The sequence below is a fragment of the Microvirga terrestris genome, assembly GCF_015694425.1.
Lineage (GTDB): Bacteria > Pseudomonadota > Alphaproteobacteria > Rhizobiales > Beijerinckiaceae > Microvirga > Microvirga terrestris.
In genome coordinates this window covers 153632-173225 of record NZ_JADQDN010000007.1, presented here as the reverse complement: position 1 = coordinate 173225, position 19594 = coordinate 153632, and the positions used below count along the sequence as shown (strand labels likewise).

Below are 19594 nucleotides of genomic sequence, written 5' to 3'. Positions count from 1 at the left end.
TGCCCTTTGACCCGCAAGGCGGTGAGCGTCCGGCCCGATCAGCGCCAAAACGCAATGGTGAATGCGCTGGCCTCGGAATAGCCGAGGGCCGCCGCAATCTGCCCAAGCGGCACCTCACTGTCCTCTAGCAACTGCCGGGCAATCTCAAACCGGATCTCGTTGGCAATCGCCCGGTAACCCATGTCGCTGCCCTTCGGCCGGTGGCTCAGGGTGCGGCGGTGCATGGACAGCAAATGGGCGATGTCATCCGCCGAACAGTGCGTGCTTGTCAGCCGCGTGCGCGGCAGCAGCCGAATGTCGTCCGAGAATTCGGAGCCCTGAGCGACTTTCACCTGATGGATCCGCTCCTGCAGCACCTCCCACCTCATAGGGTCGGCCCCGGTGATCCGGCGATCGAGATCCCGCGTTGGGAAAACGATGGTGGCGCTCTCCTGATTGAACCGGGCCACTTGTTCGATGATGGAGCCGGTCGGATACCGCGCGGGGGAGGATCATGTAGGATCATCCGTGCCACCGTGTGACTGGTTTCACCTGCTGCCCAATGGCGCCGGTTGGATCGGGCTCAGCTCGTTTCATCCTGTTTCCGGAGGCCATCCTGACAGACTTGTTGCGACGAGGCGACCGTCCAGGCCCAACCATGAGCCTGGTTGGTTTCAGGGCAACGTATGGCGTTTTCCCGAAGACACGCCGCGCGGGATGGGCCTGCGTGTCTCCCTCTGCTTCCGTGGCGCTTTCCGGGCATGAAGGGGCCAGTATCGCTCCATGGCGAGATAGGTGAACGAGGCGGTCCAGCCGATCAAGAGCAGGCCGTTCAACGCCTCTACGCCGGCAATAAGGCGAGCATGGGAAACCGGGATTTGGTCACCGAACCCAAGCGACGTGTAGGTGACGACAGAGAAATAGAGGCAATCTTGGAAGTTCTCGACTGGCAAGCCGGCAAAACTACCAACCTGAAGCTTAAAGCTGAGAACCCAGTATCCCAACGCGTAGGCCCATACCGCTGCCGTATGGCCGACAAAGGCGGCGAGGACGACGGCAATGATCCGCATCCGTGGCGGCACCGGCAGATCGGCCAAGTGGTTCGAGGTCAGCCGCAGCGTCTCGTAGACGATGAGGATCGTGGTCACTACCAGCACCACGCTCGTTGCCATGGCCGTAATCATGGGTGCCGCACCATCTCTTAGATCAACCCTCACCACTGTCCTCTGTGTCTGACAGGGCACATTGCAGGCAAGCTTAAGGACCGCCGCGGTCGGCCAGGGCATTGAGATAGGTCAATGGTGCCAACGTGCGGCGCCTCTCCACAGCGACAAGCCCGCAGGTTGACTCACTGGTTCTGCAAGCTCCTCTCAGAAAGGTACCATCAACTTAACGAGCTGTACCGCTGTGCGAGGGGGGTTGAGCCAGGAGGGCCATGACATTTCAACAACCGGGAGGGGAGCGTGACAGGCCCAGCAGCTTCGATCAGCTTAGATTGCCTGCACCACTGCGACAGCGATCCTATCAGCAGAGTAACTAAACCTTGATTGGGATGACGGTTCAGATCAACGCTCAACTCAGCGTCATTCGATCATGGACGTGCTTTACGCCGGGCGCCGACCAAGCCGCCCTTTCGATGACGATGCGCTCGTACCAATCATGCACCCTTCCCTCAAGGGTCACCTCATCGCCGTTGACCGAAACCCGGATTGAGTCGGCTTCGATCTCCGCATTCCGCTTGAGAGCACTCAAGATCTTATCGCGAACATCAGGAGCTTTCACCTGTGGCTTGAGCTCGATCTCATTTGACACACCGATCACGCCTGACAGCTTGCGAACACCCGACTCTGCTGCCACTCGCTGATACTGCCACTCGACCGTGCCGGTCAGCATCACCCATCCATTTTGGACCTTGATCTGAATGCCTTCGTCCGGTACGCGAGCATCCCAGGCAAGGATGTCGGCGGCTCTTTTTGCGATCTCGTCGTCGGACGTTTTCTTGTCGGACGGGTACCGGACCTGAATCTCCTGAGCGATGGCCCTTACCCCTCTCACACGCTGGGCAGCACGCTCCGCAGCGATCTTTTCTGCATAGCTTCCAACATGACCGGTAAGCGTCACAACGCCGCTATCGACCGCCACGCCAATGTTGGCGGCATCAACGCTTGGCTCGAATTCTAGCTCGTCGATCACCAGTTGCTGTAGAACAAGGTCGTCCATTAGAAATCTCCTGTATCCATTTATCCGGTGAGAGCCTGTTCTTGCGGAGGTGAGAGCCTGTTCTTGCGGACATGCAATTGTCAGGAAATTCTCGCCTTGCAAATATGACTTTAATCAAAGTCTGGCTGCTTTTACGGCGCGGATGCCATTTCCCTTTCAACAAGAGGCATAAGGTGATCAGGCGGTTCATAGGAACGGCTCAGCGCGAAAGTTAGCATGCTTATTATCAGATGCAGCGACACCAAACCCGATGCTGATGCGATGAACTTTAGGGCGAGGCCGTACTGGTGGGCCACTGAGGCCGCATCGGCACCAATAGTCAGGGGATGGTCGAGATACTCGCCTGCGAGGTGGGGCCGGCCAATCTCTTGATTCGCTAACTCAAGAACGCGGCGGCGAAAATATCAGGATTTATGAGAAAACATATCGTACGAAGTCGCATTATGCCGAGCGATGGCATCCAGAATCGGCTGGCGGTGCTGCTTTCACGTCTCGATGGCATCTTCTAGCAACCGCAGCATGTCCCTGATCTTGTGATCTAGCAGCCTTGCTCGATCACCCTCTCGATCAGAGCAAGCTGTTTGACAATGCACTTCTTGCCTGCGGCGAGGTGCCGGTCTGCCACAGTCAGACCTCTGTGTTTCCGTTCGAGATCGTCAGCCAAAATGACTAATATCAGTAAAGCGATCGAGCAGTAACTGCGGTTTTCCAATACGTACGGCCGAGGTGTTGCTACGGACAGGCGAATGACCTGATAACGAATTGCCTTGCAGTGCCTTCTCTGAACGCGACGGCTCCTGTCATCGACAAGGCGGCGACGATATCGGGCCCCACGCTCCCGCGCCGAAGGCTCGCCACGATCTCGATCAGTAAGGCAGCCAGGACCGGAATAGTCGCCGCAGCCCAAACCGGTCCGGACTATTCCTCGGGCCCTGCAAGACGCGTTTCAAATCCGGCAAGCAGCCCCAGTGCCCGCAGGATCACGAGGAGCGGACGGACTACCCTGTGGAACTCGTACAGCGATGACACGGTCGAAGGCTCCGAAAGATAAAGCCCGGCCGAGGCTGAAAGGTGGGTTTTCTCAGAGGAAAGCATCAGCAACGTCCCTGATGCGGCAGAACAATAGGATACTCATCTCGTGCATCCATTACCATGACTCGTCCGCGATGCCCCTAAGGAGTAAGTCGCGGCAGAGCGGACATGATGGCATCATGGTTTGCGGACGGATCAGGTCCATGATCTCGATCAAAGACGGGTAGCGATCTAACAGCTTAATATTGGATTGCAGCTAGTCCAAGGCGACGGACGTGCCTGGGACTCTGAGAAGGTCGAATGAAGAGGAGGTGCTAGGGTGTCCCCGATACCCGCCTCTGTCAGCAAGACATCGATCAGCGAAGCCGTATCCCACAGCGCGCTGGCTCCAGTCTTCGTCGCCCGCAGCCTATGCAAGGCCTACGGCTCCAGCGAGACACTCGTTTATGCCCTACGCGACGTGGACCTTGAGATCTATCAGGGCGAATTCGTCGTCTTGCTTGGCCCGTCCGGCACCGGTAAGTCGACTCTTCTCAACATTCTCGGCGGGCTCGACGTCCCAACCTCCGGCAAGGCCACTTGACGCGATCATGAGCTGACTGGGGCTTCCCAAGCACAGCTGACCGAATATCGCCGTGAGCATGTCGGCTTCGTGTTTCAATTCTACAACCTGATCCCCAACCTCACCGTGCGCGAGAACGTGCAACTCGTCACCGAGATCGTCAACAACCCGATGAGGCGGGAGGAAGCGCTTGCTCTCGTCGGCCTGTCCCACCGGCTTGACCACTTCCCATGCCAGTTGTCGGGCGGCGAGCAGCAGCGGGTTGCGGTTGCCCGCGCTATCGTCAAACGTCCGGACGCCATACTCTGCGACGAGCCGACTGGCGCCCTCGATGTCGAGACCGGTAAGCTGGTGCTCGCTGCCATCACCCGGGCCAATGAGGAAGTGTGCGCCACCACAATCGTCATCACGCACAACACTGCCATCGCCGGCATGGCCCACCGCGTCCTGCGGCTCAGTGAGGGACGCATCGTTGGCGTCGAAGTGAACCCGCACCGTCTTTCACCCGAGGAGCTGACCTGGTGAGCATGCTCGACCGCAAGGTATTACGCGACCTCTGGGGCATGCGGGGCCATGTCTTCACCATTATCCTGCTGGTTGCCACAGGCGTGACGGTCCTAGTAGGCTCGGTCAGCACCTACGTGTCGCTCCTGAGCACGCAGGAGACCTATTACCGGGACAGCCGCTTCGCGGAGCTCTGGGCCGATGTGAAGCGGGCGCCGAGGTATCTTCTTCAGGGCCTTTCCGAGATTCCGGGGGCGGCTCTCGTCGAAGCGCGTGTAATCAAGGATGTGCGTGTCGCCTGGCCGCAATCCGATCTCTCGGTCGCAGGCCGCATCATCTCGATACCGGCCGACGAACAACCTCAACTCAATCGGCTTCATCTAATCAAAGGACATTGGATCGATTCGCTCCGGCGGAACGATGTTCTCGTCAATGTCGGCTTTGCCGAGACCTGGGACGTCGCGCCTGGAAATTTCATCGACATCATCATGAACGGGCGCATGCAAACTTTCCGCGTGGCCGGCATCGCCCATTCACCAGAGTTCGTCTACGCCTCGCGCCCCGGCAACCCGCTGCCGGACGACAGAACCTTCGTGGTGCTCTGGGCCGGTGAAGGTGCTATTGCGGCGGCGTTCGACATGGAAGGAGCGTTCAACAATGTTGCTGTGTCGCTCGCCCCCGGCGCATCGGCCGAGTCCGTCATGTCCGTGCTGGACGAATAGCTCGATCCCTATGGCGCGCCCGGGGCTCACGAGCGGCGGGATCAGCCACCTTACCGCTTGCTCTCTGACGAACTTGCTGAACAGAGGACGCTCGCCATCACGATCCCGTTGGTTTTCTTCGGCATCGCGGCGTTTCTCCTCAACGTGGTGCTCGGCCGACTCGCGGAGGCTCAACGCGAGCAGATTGCAGCACTCAAGGCACTTGGTTTTCCGACGCTTCCTATCGGCCTGCACTATGTGAAGTTCGTCGCTGTCGTCTACGCCTTCGGATCTCTCACAGGTGTTCTGGTCGGCATCTGGTACGGCCACGGGATGCTCAACAACTACCGCCCGTTCTTTCGTTTTCCGGAGATGGTCTACACATTCCCACTCTGGCTACCCTTGGCGGCTCTAGTGGTGAGCTTTGGGGCGGCCGTCACCGGTGTGCTGACGGCGGTTCGGCGTGTGCTGCGCCTCACCCCGGCCGAGGCCATGCGTCCTCCGGCGCCCGTGGCTTTCAGCCGTGCCCTTGCAGGCGGAAGGCTGAGACCTGCCGCCAAGATGGCCCTGCGGGGGATCGTCGGACGCCCGCTTCGTTCTCTCCTCACAATCGTCGGCTTGGCCTTCGCAGTTCCGATGATTGTGCTTGGCCTTTTCTGGTGGGACGCCCTCGACTACATGGTCGCAGTGCAGTTCAACGGCATTGAGCGTGGCGATGCCTTCGTCACCTTTACGGATCCTGTCCCAGGCCGCGCAGTCCGCGAGATCGGACACACTCCAGGTATTCTCACTGTGGAAGGTCAGAGGATCGTGCCAGTCAGGCTCCGCGCCGGGCATCGCACATACCGGATTGGCCTGACCGGCTTAGCCGAAGCATCAGAGTTGCGAATTCCAAGCGAAAGCAATCTGGCGGCTATTCCTTTGCCGCGCGACGGTGTGACGATCAGCACCGGGTTGGCACGAAAGCTGGGCATCGGGGTCGGCTCGGATCTGACAATTGAAGTTCTCGAAGGCGAGCAGCCGATCCGCCAGCTCCTGGTGGCAGCCCTCGTGGATGAAATGCTCGGCTACAGTGCCTACATGGAAATCGGCGGCCTCAATCGTTTCACACGAGAAGGAGATCTTATCTCCCACGCAACACTGCGGGTCGATTCAGCCCCCGCCATTAAGGTGTGGCAGCGTTTGTCAGAACAGCCGCGCATTACCTCTACATCCGTGAAAAACGTCTGGCTGCGCGTTTTCGATGAGAAGATCGCCGGCATGGTGGTGATCTCCGACGTCGTGCTAACAGCCTTTGGACTCATCATCGCGATTGGTGTCTTCTACAACAGCGCTCGGATCGTGTTGCAGGAGCGCGCCTGGGACCTCGCCAGCCTGCGAATTCTGGGCTTCAGGCGATCGGAGGCGTCACGCATCCTGCTAGCCGAACTCGGCATCGACATGCTCATTGCGATCCCACTTAGACTCGCCATGGGTCACAGCACCGTTAGCCTCATTATTGAACTGCGTGATACCGAGACGTTTCGAATCCCGGCGATGATTAGCGCGGCGACGTTCGCAACAGCCGCTCTCGCGGTTTTGGCTGCCGGCGTAGTGAGCGCCCTCCTCGTGCGTCGCCGGATTGACCGTCTCGATCGCGTCGCCGTCCTCAAGACGCGAGACTGACATGCGATGGGTTAAGCGGATCCTGATTTCGACAGCCCTGATGACGGTGTTGGGCGACACTCTCTTCTGGGCGTTCTCGCCCAAACCCATCCTGGTCGAAATCGGCACCGTGGCTGAGGGCTCTTTCCGCACCGTGGTGGAGGAAGATGGACGAACCCGAGTGCGTGACCGCTATGTCATCTCGGCGCCGCTGGCCGGACGTCTGCTGCGCCTAGAGGTCAAGGCAGGCGATCTAGTGAATGTGAACGGCGTATAGCATCCCTCCTGCCCTCCTTGCCGCAGCTGCTGGACCCACGTACCCGCCGCGAGCTCGAAGAGCGTGTAGGAACCGCTGAGGCCGCCATTCGAGAAGCGGATACCCGCAAGGAGAGGGCCTAGGCACAACTCATTGAGGCGCATGCCGACGTTGAGCGCATCCGAACTCTGCAGCAAAGAGGCGTGGCCACGGTTCAACAGCTGGAGCGGGAAATGCTCAGCCTCCGTTTCGCGGAACGCGACCTGCAGGCCGCCGAGCTTCGCACGCACGCAACCGAGCACGAGCTCAATCAGGCACGGGCCCTACTGCATCGCTACGACCAACCTAAATCCGACCAGGGCTGGGAGATTTCAGCACCGGTGAACGGGCGCATCCTGCGCGTCATGCAGGGGAGCGAGGCAGCCGTTGCAGCAGGCGCCCCGGTCGTTGAGGTCGGAGATCCCAGCGGCCTTGAGGTAATCGTCGATGTGCTCACGACGGATGCGGTTTCCATCCGACCCGAACCGCCGGTCGAGATCACGCGCTGGGGCAGCCCTCGGGAACTTGAGGGCCGGGTTCGACTGGTCGAGCCGCCCGCCTTCACGAAGGTTTCGGCGCTGGGCGCGGAGGAGCAGAGGGTGTGGGTGGTAATCGACATCACCTCGCCGCAAAAGAATTTGGCAACCCTGGGTGGCGGCTACAGGGTCGATGCTCAGATCATCGTGCATGAGATCCCAATGACCACGCTCATACCAACCAGTGCACTCTTCCGGCGAGGTGACAGCTGGGCAACGTTCGTCGTCAACGAGGGTATCGGTCAGGAGCGGCTGGTATCCGTCGCCCAGCGCTCCGATCAGACGGCCGCCATATCCGACGGGGTGCGGCCGGGCGAGCGGGTGGTGCTGTATCCGCCAAGCGCGCTCTCGGACGGAGCATCAATCCGAAAGCGATAATGATTGCCGTGGTTCGTTGGCATAACCTCTTCAGTCGATAATGTACTCGTGCCTGGATGACACCGCTACGGTGCTTTGCAGCCTGCCCCGGTACGTTCGGCGTACCGATCATCAGTGGAAGTACTTCGCCTTCAGCGAGTGAAGCATGTGATGAAGCTCCTCATGCCGTCCCTGCCCAATGACCTCATCTTCGTGCTTCACGAATGCGCGATGAAGCATATCCAATTTAACTTCGTCTAGGATCTGCTCAGCCTTAGGGAATAGAAGCTTGTTCTCCTTCTCGATGTGGGCCCTGAGGTGACGCGAATAGGCCTTTGCCGCTGCAGAGAACCGCTCGGGCTGGAGCGCAGGGCTGCTAGCTTCCTCCATCGCTTTGACGAGGGCCCGCCCCCGTTCATGCTCGGAGAGCAACACAGGAACAGACGCCTCCCGCTCTGATGCTCCTGCCTTGCCCAAGGCAGGAAACAGCATCCCCTCCTCCTTGCCGTGGTGGCATTTGTCCACGAACTCTTTCAGGAATCCGATGAACGCGGAAATGTCCCCGGCGGCCACGGTGCCCTGCCGTGCTTCCGCTTCGACCCGGTCGAGGATATCCAGGGCCGAGAGGATCGCGTCATGTTCGTGCCTGAGATCGTCAATTGCCTGGCTCATGATCTTCTCCCGAGAATGCGACGGGTGGTTTGGAGATACCTGTGAGAAGGACGAGCAATGTCCGCTTCCCGTTCCTGAGGCCGTAGCGGTGACGTCGGACAAGGGTCCCATCAATCCCCAGCAGCTTCCACTCCGGATGAGCAAAGTGCTTACCATAAGCACTCAGGGCTTGGATGCTTGCAGCAACGCCCTGCTCCTGGCTCTAATGACATTGACGCGGTCTAGAACCTGGGTCAACGCCAAATGGAGCTGTAGGACGGCCTCCTCGACCAGCCTTCCGTGCCCGACACCTAGTTGACTTGCACCTGAACCCTGCCGTCGAGAGCGTGAGCTTGGCTGCACCGTACCACGCCCCGCATGAAGCAGCAGGGATCGGTGAAGGCTTTCTCATCGTCCCAGGCCAGGATCCTGTCGACCAGCATGCCCGGTGGCATGATGGGCTCGGGCCGTGCCATGATGCCTGGCGGGTCCGGCGACCATGATGATGACGAGGGTAACCGCTAACAACAAAACTCAAGTGGCGGTCGTTAGCTCGGGACATGCAGCTCCGGGCTCGAGTCCTCCGCTAGTCACCTCCTCCGCCACGAAAAGGGCGACTATCTCGTCGAAAGTCGCCCTTGAGAATGGCGTTACTGACCGTTCTTCTTCAGCCAGTCCTGCATTTCCTTGATTTCGCGCTCCTGCTCGCGGATCAAGTCAGCGGCCCATTTTTTGGTCTGCTCGTCCTTACCGTATTGAAGAACGACCCTAGCCATATCGACGGCGCCTTGATGATGCGGAATCATGCCTTTAACGAAGGCGACATCCGGATCTGGATCTTGGATGCCCTGAATCATGGGCGCATGCATCTTGTCCATGGCTGTCATGTAGGCTTTCGTCGCCTCGGACTGTCCGGCGGCTTGTGAGGGAGCGGCGCTCTGGCCCTGCATCATGCCGCCTTGCATCATACTCATGCAATTCTGCGGCATGTTCTGCATCATCGCGCGGCACTGCTCGGGCATGTTTTGCATCATCTGACCCATCGGCATCTGACCTTGCGGTTGAGCCGGTGCAGCAGGTGCCTGAGGCTGAGCCTGCGTCTGCGGAGAAGTTGTCCCACCTGGGTGGTGTTGCTGATGATCAGCCGGAGCTTGGGCGAGCGCCGGAGCAGTCACAGCAAGAAGGGAAACGATGAGGATGGAGGTCTTCATGGCAGTTTCTCCTTTTCCAATCAATTGTTGACAAAGCGGGCTTGGACGGTGTGGCCGTCAGCCATGGTTGCCGAAAAGACAACCCGAGCGCCCGCCCCTAGGGGCTGGGCGAGTTTGCCCACGAGCTTGTTGGGCTCGACGGGCTGAAGCGAGATGGTGGCCGTCTGGCCTCCATCCTGCACGACGGCGCGAGCGTTCTTGGTGTTGACGGATGCAAGCGGCTTATCGTCAGCCTCCGTGAGGAACAGGACGAGTTCGCTTCCCTTGGCGACCATCTCGACGTGGTGGCCGGAGCTATCGGCGATAGGACCGCCATTTGGGCCTTTCGCGACCTCGTGCGAACTGGCCGACATAGCCCATCCGGTTACGGCAAGAGCGAGAATGAGATGCTTCATTGTACTCTCCTTGAAAAGGCTAGAAGGCCTCTGCCGGGCTGAGGCCGCCGGCTTGGTTTTCGCGGCCAACTTGGATGCGCTCCAGCGGCTTCTTGCCGAAGGTCAGGAACAGGACCGGGGTGAGGAAGGTGTCGATCAGCGTCGCCGAGATCAGCCCGCCGAAGATCGTCACCGCCACGGGATGCAGGATCTCGCGTCCCGGCTCGTCCGCGCCGATCAGCAGCGGGATGAGGGCGAGGCCGGCCGAGAGCGCCGTCATCAGCACCGGGGTCAGCCGCTCCAGGCTGCCGCGGATGACGAGGTCCTTGCCGAACCGCTCGCCCTCGTAGAGCGCGAGGTTGATGTAGTGCGAGACCTTCAGGATGCCGTTGCGGGCCGAGATGCCAGCCAGCGTGATGAAGCCGATCATCGAAGCGACCGAGAGTGGCTGGCCGGCGATGTTGAGCGCGATTACGCTGCCGATAAGGGCCAGCGGGATGTTGCCCATGATGATGAGCGCCAGGGCCGGTGACTGGTAGCGGCTGTAGAGCACGACGAACACCATCGCGAGTGACAGGAGCGACAACGCCCCGATCCGGAACGTGGCCTCCTCCTGCGCCTGGAAGGTACCCTCCAGGCGGGTGACATAGCCCCGCGGCCACTGCGTCTTGGCGGTGATGCGGCGGATGTCGGCGATGATCGCCGCCATGTCGCGCTGGCCGTCCGTGTTGCCGAGGACCGCGATGCGGCGCTGGCCGTTCTCGCGCAGGACCTGGTTGGGCCCGTCCGTCTCCTCGACGGTCGCAATCATGCGCAGCGGCACGTGGCCGGTCGGCGTGGCGATGAGCAGGTCGCCGAGGCCGGTGGTGGAGCGATCCTGGTCGGACAGGCGCATCACCACGTCGAAGCGGCGGTGGCCCTCGACGATCTGCGAGACCGTGCGCCCGTTCGACATCGTCTCCAAACCTTGCGTCACCGTCGCAGGCGTGAGGCCATAGAGCGCGGCCTTCTCGTAGTCGACATCGATGCGCAGCTGAGGGATGCGCACCTGCTTCTCGACCTGGAGGTCAACGAGCCCCTCCACGCTCGACAGCCGCTCGCGCAGGCCCTCCGCCAGGGTGCGCAGGGTATCGATGTCCTCGCCGTAAATCTTGAGCGCGATCTCGGCCCGCACGCCCGAGAGCATGTGGTCGAGGCGGTGCGAGATCGGTTGGCCCACGTTGAGCGTCGCCGGCAGGACGGCCAGGCGGGCGCGGATGTCGCTCATGACCTCATCCTTTGAGCGCTCCGACCGCTTCAGGTCGACGTCGATCTCGGAGGAGTGCACGCCCTCGGCATGCTCGTCGAGCTCGGCGCGGCCGGTGCGGCGTCCGACCGAGATCACCTCGGGCACGTCCTTGATCAAGCCTTCTGCCACGAGCCCGAGGCGGTGGCTCTCGGCGAGCGCGATGCCGGGGTTGTAGGCGAGGCTGATCGTGAGCGTGCCTTCATTGAACGGCGGCAGGAAGGCCCGCGGCAGCAACGTCGCCCCGTAGGCTGCCAGGCCGACGCCCGCCAGCACAGTCGTGAACAAGATCCCGCGGTGCCCAAAGGCCCAGCGCAGCAAGGCCGCGTTGCCGCGCTTGAGGTGGCGCACCACGAAGCTGTCGTGCTCATGGCCCTTCACCCGCCCGGAGAGCAGGTAGTAGGCCAGCACCGGCGTCACGGTGATCGAGGTGACGAGCGAGGCCAGGATCGAGACGATGTAGGCCACGCCAAGCGGCGCGAAGAGGCGTCCCTCGATGCCGGAGAGGGCGAAGAGCGGGATGAACACCAGGATGATGATCATCGTGGCGTAGACAATGCCGGAGCGGACCTCCTGGGATGCGGCCGCGATCACCTCCAGCACGGGCCGCGGCTCCTGAAGTTCCCGGTTCTCATTGAGGCGGCGCAGGATGTTCTCGACATCGACCACGGCGTCGTCGACGAGCTCGCCGATGGCGATGGCCAACCCGCCCAGCGTCATGGTGTTGATGGTGAGCCCGAAAGCGTTGAAGACGAGCACCGTCACCAGGATCGAGATCGGGATCGCGGTGAGGGAAATCACCGTCGCCCGCACGTTCATCAGGAACAGGATCAGAATCACCGCGACGACGGCGGCTGCCTCCAGCAGCACCCGCCTCACGTTGTCGACCGAGGTCTCGATGAAGGTCGCCTGCCGGAACTGCAAGTTAGTAGCGGACACACCCTGCGGTAGCGTCTTCTGGATATCGGCCAGCGCGGCCTCGATCTTGCCGGTAAGGCCGACCGTGTCGGCGCCTGGCTGCTTCTGGACTGACACGATCACCGCGGGCTTGCCTTGGAAGCCGGCGTCGCCGCGCTTCACCCGCGGGGCGAAGTCTACCTGCGCCACCTGGTGCAGGAAGACGGGCTGGCCCTGCTTGTGCACCACGACCGTGTTGCGCAGGTCCTCCAGGCGCCGGGTCATGCCCACGTTGCGGATCAAGTACTCGCGCCCGTGCTGGTCAACGAAGCCGCCGCCGGTGTTGGTGCCGAAGCGGGTGACCGCGGCCTCGATCTGCTCATGGGTGACGTCGAGCGCTTGCAGCGCCGCGATGTTCGGCACGATCCGGTACTGCCGGACCTCGCCGCCGATGGGGATCACCTGGGCGACGCCCGCGATGGTGAGGAGCTGGGGACGGATAATGAAGTCGGCGATCTCGCGCACTTCCATGAGCGAGACGGTGTCGCTGGTCACGGCGACGAGCATGATCTCGCCCATGATCGAGGTCACCGGCCCCATCTGCGGGGTGACGCCGATCGGGAGCTGCTCGCCCACGAGCGCCAGGCGCTCGGCCACTAGCTGGCGCGAGCGGTAGATGTCCGTGCTCCAGTCGAACTCGACATAGACGATGGAGAGACCAACACCGGAGACGGACCGGACGCGCGTGACGCCAGGCATGCCGTTCATCGCGGTCTCCAGCGGGTAGGTGACGAGCTGCTCCACCTCCTGCGGCGCGAGGCCCTCGGCCTCGGTCATCAGGGTGACGGTCGGCCGGTTGAGGTCGGGGAACACGTCCACGGGCACGCGCGGCAGGATCCACGAGCCGTAGGCGACAAGCGCAAGCGCCGCCGCGATGACGAAGAGCCGGTTCTTCAGGCTGTTGCTGACGAGAAAGTTGAACATCGCTCCCTCACCGGATCTGGTTGATGAGCTCGGAGCCGCGGATCACGATCCGCTCGCCCTCGGCGACGCCGGCCCGGATCACAAGCCGGGTGGCGTCGAAGGGCTCGGTCCGGACGGGACGTGCCTCGAAGCGCTCCAGATCCGTGTGGCGCCACACCACCGCCTCGCCGTTGGCGCCGCGCACGACCGCATCCCTGGGCATGATGATATCCCTGACGGAGGTCCCGTTCTGCGCGAAGACCGTGACCGGCGAGCCGACTGACAGGTTGCCCGGCGGGTTCTCGACGGCGAACTGCACCACGGTGGCCTGCTGCTGCATCGCCTTGCTGAAGCCCTGGAAGGCGAGCTTCAGGCGCGCGCCGTCCACGGCCGCGGCGCTGGCCCCGGTGACCTTGGCGGGATCGATCTCGCCGTAGACGAGCGCCTCGACCCAGAGACCCTTCGGGTCGACGATCTGGAAGACGATGTCCTGGGAGGCGACCACTTGGCCGGGGACCACCCGCGCGGCGGCAATGGTGCCGTCGATGGGGGCACGTAAGACCTCGGACTCGATCCGTGTCTGGCGCACGATCTCGCGACGGCGGCGCAGCCCCTCCAGCTCGATCTCGGCGTCGGCGACCTGGCTCGGCGGGGCAACGCCGCGATCCGAAAGCTGGCGCACGCGCTTGAGCTTGGTCTCGGCGACGGCGATCTCCTGTTCGATCTCACCGACGCGCTCGGACAATGTTGTCCGGTCCGCCTGGCCGACCGCTTGTTCGATGAAGGCAAGCACATCACCCTTCTTGACCTCCTTCCCAAGGCGCGGAAGGCCGTCCTTCGACGCCATGATACGTCCGCCGTTGATGCTTTGGACCAAACCCGATCTGTTGGGGTCGGGGATGATCCGCCCAATCAGGTTCACGGCCTTTTGCGCTTCCTCAGTCTTCGTGATCGTGGTTCGCACGCTGAGCAAACGCTGGCTGGGCTTGGGCACGAACACGGTCCCGTCAGGCAGGCGGCGCGGAATATCGGCTGCCGGGTGTGCCGCCCTGGCGGCATCCGCACCATGATCAAGGTCCTCATGCGCGAATGCGTAGGCCGTGGAGACGACAAGCACCAGGACAGCTAAACCCGCGAAAGGAACCAGCTTCCTACGGCTGCGGGCCGCAAGACCAATCAGGAGGCCAAGCACAAGCGAGACTCCCGCAATCACGAAAGGAGAAACGATCTCGAGATTGCCCACACGAAAGGCTGTGGAACCCCGCAGCTCCTGCAGAGGCAAGGATCGGGCCGGAGCAGATGCCGCCGTCATTGTCTTGGCAGGAAGCTGCAGTGTCCCGATCAGCAAATCATCGCCACCCGGTGCCGTTACCGCGAAGATCAGTTCGAGGGGGCCTTCTCCGCTGAATTTGGGCGATGCTACCGTATAGACGCCATTTGATCCCGGTTCCGCTTGAATATCCTGGTCGCCTCCGACAGTGATGACGATCTTGGCATCAGTAACAGGTTCATTCGAGGCGAAACGATCAAGGTATAACCCAAGGCGTTCGCCACGAAGAATGCCGACGAGTTCATAGGCATCGGATTGAGCGGCCACACGCGGATTTGAAGTGGTCACCGCCGACGGAGGCGGGGCGCCATGGTCATGCCCTTTATGAGCAAGCGCGGCAGTAGCAATAACGGTCAATAAACCCAGGCCGGTCAGAACGACCTGGATGCGGCGCAGAACGCCATTTGGAATAATCAACATTGGGAAAGCCCCGGATTAAAAGCACGTCGTCGGAAGCGACGCGGCTTTAAGCCGGTCGCTCGTTTATACGATGTCGGTGGTTCGCGGTGGGCGCCTTAGGCCGCTAGGATCAATGCCGGAAGAGCGCTGGCTCTCCGGAGGAAGCATCGCGACAGCCATAATAGGTGCGGAGATCGCTGCCGAATTGAAGCTTGTCAGAACGATGGCACAGACACTAGCGCAACATGGTGCTCTTGCGCTCAGGTCAGTCTTCGTGTCGGCCGATGAAACCTCATCTGCCGGAGTCGTCTGAGTATGATGGGTAATGCCGTCGTCATGATCATGGGCTCTGTCGACGGCTGCAGCCTTGGCGGCAGCCTTGTGGATATGCTCCGCTGAGGCCGCTTTATCGCAGTTGGCAGGGTCTGGTCCATGTTGGTGCAAGCCTGCCATAGCCCCGCTGTGAAGCACAAACGACGCCATAGCCACGAGCATGAGGCTTGCGACAAGACGACGACAGCGGATCCAGGCAGCGTTCAACGAATCACTCCTATGGGGTGGTAAACTACCCGACAGCCGTCAGGTTTCCAGAGGGTTCCTCAACGAATGAGATGGCTAATGTGAGGGCTTCCGAGCACGCGCCAATCTCAGCACCACGGTTCCCACCATGTCTGCTAACCTGCGGCTGAGGAATAAGTCGGGTAGTGCTATACCGCCCGAGACGGACTCAAGCAACGCTTGGGGTGTAGCCGGCTTCGGTGACCAGGGCCTTGACCTTGGACAAATCGGCGGCGCCCCGAACAAGAACGCTCTTCGATGCCAGATCGGCCTCGACCTTGACTCCCGGCAAGCCAACTTCGATGGCCTTGGTGATGGCGCTCGCGCAATGGCCGCAGGCCATGTCTTCGACCTTGAGAGCAAGGGCGCTCGGATCGTGATCGACAGCTTTGCTGGTCTGGGACTGATGGGTGCTGCATCCACACATGAGACGAACTCCAGTTGGATCGGATGATGGCCGAACCGTGCACCTTTCCATCGTGGGAAAGTCAAGTGGTTATTGTCTAGATCTTCAGAAATCTTCGGCCAGCCTTGAAAAGTTGCAATTTCATGATGTTAGCGGGACGGAAAGAGCGCATAATTCGCGCATGGAAGTTGGAATTTGAGGAGGCACTCATGTCCACTTCAACATTTCAGAACACGGTCCCGACTGCCGAGACGCGCTGGACTTCTCCGATGAACCTGATGGCAGCTGGATGGGCGCTGACCACAACCCTCGTGGGTCTGTTCATCCTCTGCTACCTGGTGGCGCTTGTCTGGCCGGCGGCAGGCTTAGCTCACGGGTGGATCGGGATGTTTGCGAACCAGCCTGACAATGTCCTGCGCACCTTTGCAGAAGGAATCATCGGCAGCGCCGTCACCGCCTGGGTCACAACTACCCTGTTTGTGCCGCTCTATAACCGGTTGATCAGCCGGCTATAGGATCACTCGTCCCTGCTATGACTATGAGCATGGCCCTTATGCATGAAGAGATGTATCAGGGGACAGGCGGTCAGGAGCAGGTAGGATAGGGCTGTCAGGACATGGCCCGTATGGGTCATGAAAAGATAGATGCCCAGCACAGCCAGCGCGACTGTCAGGATCCATCCCAAGCGAGACCCGATCAGGACGCTCCGCCACGTTCTGGTTGGAGCTGAGAGTTTGTTCGGTTTGGTGTTCATGGTGAAATCCTCCGATGAGCGGATCGGATTCTGGCCCCGTAGCAACTGCCGTACTTTGATCCTGCTAATGTTTCTGTCGTGCCGTCACAGGCGCACCGTACGCAGGCGAATCGCATTGCCGATCACGCTCACCGACGACAGGGCCATGGCGGCTGCCGCGATGATCGGCGACAGTAGGATGCCGAAGACGGGGTAGAGCGCGCCTGCCGCCACCGGAACGCCGAGCGCATTGTAGATGAAGGCGAAGAACAGGTTCTGGCGAATGTTGCGCATGGTCGCCCGCGACAGCCGCCGCGCCCGTACGATCCCGGTCAGGTCGCCTTTCAGCAGGGTCACGCCGGCGCTCTCCATCGCCACGTCGGTGCCGGTGCCCATGGCGATGCCGACATCCGCCGCCGCCAGGGCCGGGGCGTCATTCACTCCGTCGCCCGCCATAGCCACCACGCGGCCTGCGCGCTTGAACTTGTCCACCACGGCGCTTTTCTGATCGGGCAGTACCTCCGCCTCAACCTCGTCAATTCCGAGCCGGCGTGCGACGGCCTTCGCGGTAGTCCGGTTGTCGCCTGTCAGCATCACCACTCGTACACCTTCCGCCTTCAGGCCGGCTAGTGCCTCGGGGGTGGAGGTCTTTATCGGGTCGGCGATGGCAATCGCGCCGGCTACATGTCCGTCGATGCCGGCAAAGATCGCGGTGGCGCCATCCTCACGCAGCCGGTCCGCCTGTTCGATCAGAGGAGCGACATCGATGCCGTGCTCGGTCAGAAACGCCCTGCTGCCAAGCACGATGCGCTTGCCTCCCACCATGCCGAGCGCGCCCTTGCCGGTGGGCGAGTCGAAATCCGTGACTGGCAGGGTTGCGATGCCTTGCTTCTCAGCGTCTGCTACGATGGCAACTGCCAGCGGATGCTCGCTCGCCCGTTCTACGCTTGCTGACAGGCGCAACACGTCGGTCTTGGTAAAGCCCGGCGCGGGAACGATGGCCGTCACGGCAGGCTTGCCTTCGGTGAGCGTACCAGTCTTGTCGACCAGGAGTGTGTCGACTTTCTCCATGTGCTCCAACGCTTCGGCATTCTTGATCAGGACACCCGCCTGCGCGCCGCGTCCAACACCGATCATGATCGACATAGGCGTGGCAAGTCCTAGCGCGCAGGGACAGGCGATGATCAGCACCGCCACAGCCGCGACAACTCCATAGGAAAAGCGCGGCTCTGGACCCCAAATCGCCCAGGAGAAGAAGGCCAGCGCCGCTACGCCGATCACCGCGGGAACAAAGTAGCCGGAGACTTGGTCGGCTAGGCGCTGGATCGGGGCGCGGCTGCGTTGGGCCTCCGCAACGAGCTGAACGATTTGGGACAGCATGGTGTCGCGCCCGACCTTTTGCGCCTCGATGACGAGAGCGCCTGCTTGATTCATGGTGCCGCCAATCACGTTCGCGCCTACCGCCTTGGTGATGGGCATCGACTCGCCGGTCACCATGGACTCGTCCACTGCGCTACGGCCCTCAATTACTCTACCATCCACCGGTACCTTCGCCCCCGGGCGCACACGCAGACGATCGCTTACCTGGACCATATAGAGCTGGACTTCCTGCTCCGTGCCGTCGTCCATGATGCGGCGGGCGGTCTTCGGCGCAAGATCGAGGAGGGCGCGAATGGCGCCGCTTGTCGTCTCACGTGCACGCAGCTCCAGGACCTGACCGAGCAGGGCCAGCACCGTGATGACGGAGGCTGCTTCGAAGTACACCGCAACAGCACCATCATAGCCCCGGAAGGCTGCCGGGAACACGGCAGGTGCCAGCACTGCGACCATGCTGTAGATCCAGGCTACACCTGTGCCCATGCCTATCAGCGTGAACATGTTCAGGTTGCGCGAGACAAGAGACTGCCAGCCACGGACGAAGAAAGGCCAGCCTGCCCACAGCACGACGGGCGTGCTCAAAAGCATCTGAATCCAGTTCGACGTCTGCTGATCGAGGTAATGACCGAGGCCTGTCAGATGCCCTCCCATCTCCAGCGCCACCAGGGGCAAGGACAGAACGAGGCCGCGCCAGAAGCGTCGTGTCATATCGACGAGTTCCGGGCTAGGGCCCGTCTCGGCAGTCGCCTGAACAGGTTCGAGCGCCATACCGCAGATGGGGCAGGAGCCAGGGCCTACCTGACGGATCTGAGGGTGCATCGGGCAGGTGTAGATCGTTCCTTCGGAAATTACCTCCGCCCCCATCACAGGTTTCGGCACGACATACTTTTCAGGCTCCGCCAAAAACTTCGAATGGCAGCCCGACGAGCAGAAATAATAGGGCTTGCTCTCGTGTTGGGTTCGGTGCGGAGTCGCATGCGGATCGACCGACATTCCGCAGACGGGATCACTGACGGTTTCGGCATCCGTTGGAGTATGATCATGATGATGCCCAGCATGCTGGGCATGTTGGTTGGCCGCCTGGTGCTCGTTCATGACAATCCCCTGCTCAGCCTTAACCTAAGAAATCAAATCTGAAGAGTGATGCCTTCCATCATAGAAGGGTCAAGGGCTTGTATGGTATCTCCAGGGTCGTACTGATTACACTCGCTGGTAAGTCCAGAAGGGTAGCACAGATGGTTCCGGTGATCAGGTCATAAGCCACTGAAATTATTTCGGTTTGTAGAAGATCGGCATAATCCAGCACCATCTGAGCTTGAACTGACGAATGCTAGGAGCTTAAGCTCAGGACCCTGCTCTACTCTTATAGCTTCCCTGTTCGGGTAAACTATTTCCCTATTATCTTGTGTCCTCTGACAGGACAAGTTGTTGGTATTGTTATGCAATACCTCATTCAGGTGCAGTTAAAGCTAGGCCGATCAAGCAAATTTCCCAGTATTTTCGCTGAAGACAGGGAAAGCTGACTAGAGACAGGTTCGCAGGTGACTGCCTCCACCACCATTAAATAGGCCTCGGACAAT

At 60.9% G+C, this 19594-nt stretch carries 17 protein-coding genes and 1 pseudogene; 7 read left to right on the top strand and 11 right to left on the bottom strand.

What is annotated here, in order from left to right:
• Positions 1 to 38: 38 nt before the first annotated feature.
• The 3 genes from I2H36_RS20360 to I2H36_RS15180 form a co-directional block, all read right to left on the bottom strand.
• Positions 39 to 449: a helix-turn-helix domain-containing protein gene (locus I2H36_RS20360; RefSeq protein ID WP_343234456.1), complete on the bottom strand. Its 411-nt coding sequence runs from the start codon at positions 447 to 449 to the stop codon at positions 39 to 41.
• 204 nt (positions 450 to 653) lie between these two features.
• Entirely contained in the window at positions 654 to 1151 is a 498-nt protein-coding gene (locus I2H36_RS15185; RefSeq protein ID WP_246718836.1) for a potassium channel family protein, read from the bottom strand.
• A 400-nt stretch (positions 1152 to 1551) separates the two neighbouring features.
• Positions 1552 to 2199, bottom strand: a complete 648-nt coding sequence (locus I2H36_RS15180; RefSeq protein WP_196264741.1) for a BON domain-containing protein — start codon at positions 2197 to 2199, stop codon at positions 1552 to 1554.
• A gap of 1387 nt (positions 2200 to 3586) precedes the next feature.
• Here I2H36_RS15180 and I2H36_RS15175 point away from each other — a divergent pair.
• The 5 genes and pseudogenes from I2H36_RS15175 to I2H36_RS20135 all read left to right on the top strand — a co-directional run bounded on the left by I2H36_RS15175 (position 3587) and on the right by I2H36_RS20135 (position 7851).
• Positions 3587 to 4318: pseudogene (locus I2H36_RS15175) on the top strand (ABC transporter ATP-binding protein).
• A complete protein-coding gene (locus tag I2H36_RS15170) occupies positions 4315 to 5019 on the top strand; it encodes an ABC transporter permease family protein (RefSeq protein ID WP_196264740.1) in 705 nt (234 codons plus the stop codon). The pseudogene I2H36_RS15175 and the gene I2H36_RS15170 overlap by 4 nt, the downstream one beginning before the upstream one ends.
• A 57-nt stretch (positions 5020 to 5076) precedes the next feature.
• Positions 5077 to 6663, top strand: coding sequence for an ABC transporter permease (locus tag I2H36_RS15165; RefSeq protein WP_196264739.1), 1587 nt, complete (start codon positions 5077 to 5079; stop codon positions 6661 to 6663).
• A gap of 1 nt (position 6664) precedes the next feature.
• Positions 6665 to 6919 (top strand): hypothetical protein, encoded by a 255-nt coding sequence (locus tag I2H36_RS20140; protein ID WP_246718835.1) that lies wholly within the window; start codon positions 6665 to 6667, stop codon positions 6917 to 6919.
• Positions 6920 to 7131: 212 nt separating this feature from the next.
• The gene (locus I2H36_RS20135; protein WP_246718834.1) at positions 7132 to 7851 is read left to right on the top strand and encodes an efflux RND transporter periplasmic adaptor subunit; all 720 of its coding nucleotides are present in this window, start codon (positions 7132 to 7134) and stop codon (positions 7849 to 7851) included.
• A 111-nt stretch (positions 7852 to 7962) separates the two neighbouring features.
• Here I2H36_RS20135 and I2H36_RS15155 read toward each other — a convergent pair whose 3' ends face one another.
• Entirely contained in the window at positions 7963 to 8502 is a 540-nt protein-coding gene (locus tag I2H36_RS15155; RefSeq protein WP_196264738.1) for a hemerythrin domain-containing protein, read from the bottom strand.
• 375 nt (positions 8503 to 8877) lie between these two features.
• Between I2H36_RS15155 and I2H36_RS20355 the strand changes: the two genes are divergently transcribed.
• Positions 8878 to 9006 (top strand): hypothetical protein, encoded by a 129-nt coding sequence (locus tag I2H36_RS20355; RefSeq protein WP_281433002.1) that lies wholly within the window; start codon positions 8878 to 8880, stop codon positions 9004 to 9006.
• Positions 9007 to 9131: 125 nt separating this feature from the next.
• Here I2H36_RS20355 and copM read toward each other — a convergent pair whose 3' ends face one another.
• The 5 genes from copM to I2H36_RS15130 form a co-directional block, all read right to left on the bottom strand.
• A complete protein-coding gene (copM, locus tag I2H36_RS20130; RefSeq protein WP_246718833.1) occupies positions 9132 to 9692 on the bottom strand; it encodes a CopM family metallochaperone in 561 nt (186 codons plus the stop codon).
• A gap of 20 nt (positions 9693 to 9712) precedes the next feature.
• Positions 9713 to 10087, bottom strand: coding sequence for a hypothetical protein (locus tag I2H36_RS15145; protein ID WP_196264737.1), 375 nt, complete (start codon positions 10085 to 10087; stop codon positions 9713 to 9715).
• A gap of 19 nt (positions 10088 to 10106) precedes the next feature.
• On the bottom strand, positions 10107 to 13232 hold the full coding sequence (locus I2H36_RS15140) for an efflux RND transporter permease subunit (RefSeq protein WP_196264736.1): 3126 nt from the start codon (positions 13230 to 13232) through the stop codon (positions 10107 to 10109).
• A gap of 7 nt (positions 13233 to 13239) precedes the next feature.
• Positions 13240 to 14961, bottom strand: a complete 1722-nt coding sequence (locus tag I2H36_RS15135) for an efflux RND transporter periplasmic adaptor subunit (protein WP_196264735.1) — start codon at positions 14959 to 14961, stop codon at positions 13240 to 13242.
• 706 nt (positions 14962 to 15667) lie between these two features.
• Positions 15668 to 15925 (bottom strand): heavy-metal-associated domain-containing protein, encoded by a 258-nt coding sequence (locus tag I2H36_RS15130; protein WP_196264734.1) that lies wholly within the window; start codon positions 15923 to 15925, stop codon positions 15668 to 15670.
• Positions 15926 to 16113: 188 nt separating this feature from the next.
• Here I2H36_RS15130 and I2H36_RS15125 point away from each other — a divergent pair, with 188 nt between their 5' ends.
• Complete coding sequence (locus I2H36_RS15125) at positions 16114 to 16419, top strand: DUF5676 family membrane protein (RefSeq protein WP_196264733.1); 306 nt, start codon at positions 16114 to 16116, stop codon at positions 16417 to 16419.
• A 2-nt stretch (positions 16420 to 16421) separates the two neighbouring features.
• Here I2H36_RS15125 and I2H36_RS20350 read toward each other — a convergent pair whose 3' ends face one another.
• Both I2H36_RS20350 and I2H36_RS15115 read right to left on the bottom strand, forming a co-directional pair.
• Positions 16422 to 16658 carry a DUF2933 domain-containing protein gene (locus I2H36_RS20350; protein ID WP_196264732.1) on the bottom strand — a complete coding sequence of 79 codons (237 nt, stop codon included), beginning with the start codon at positions 16656 to 16658 and terminating at the stop codon, positions 16422 to 16424.
• An 84-nt stretch (positions 16659 to 16742) separates the two neighbouring features.
• On the bottom strand, positions 16743 to 19109 hold the full coding sequence (locus I2H36_RS15115; RefSeq protein WP_196264731.1) for a heavy metal translocating P-type ATPase: 2367 nt from the start codon (positions 19107 to 19109) through the stop codon (positions 16743 to 16745).
• Positions 19110 to 19594: the final 485 nt, after the last annotated feature.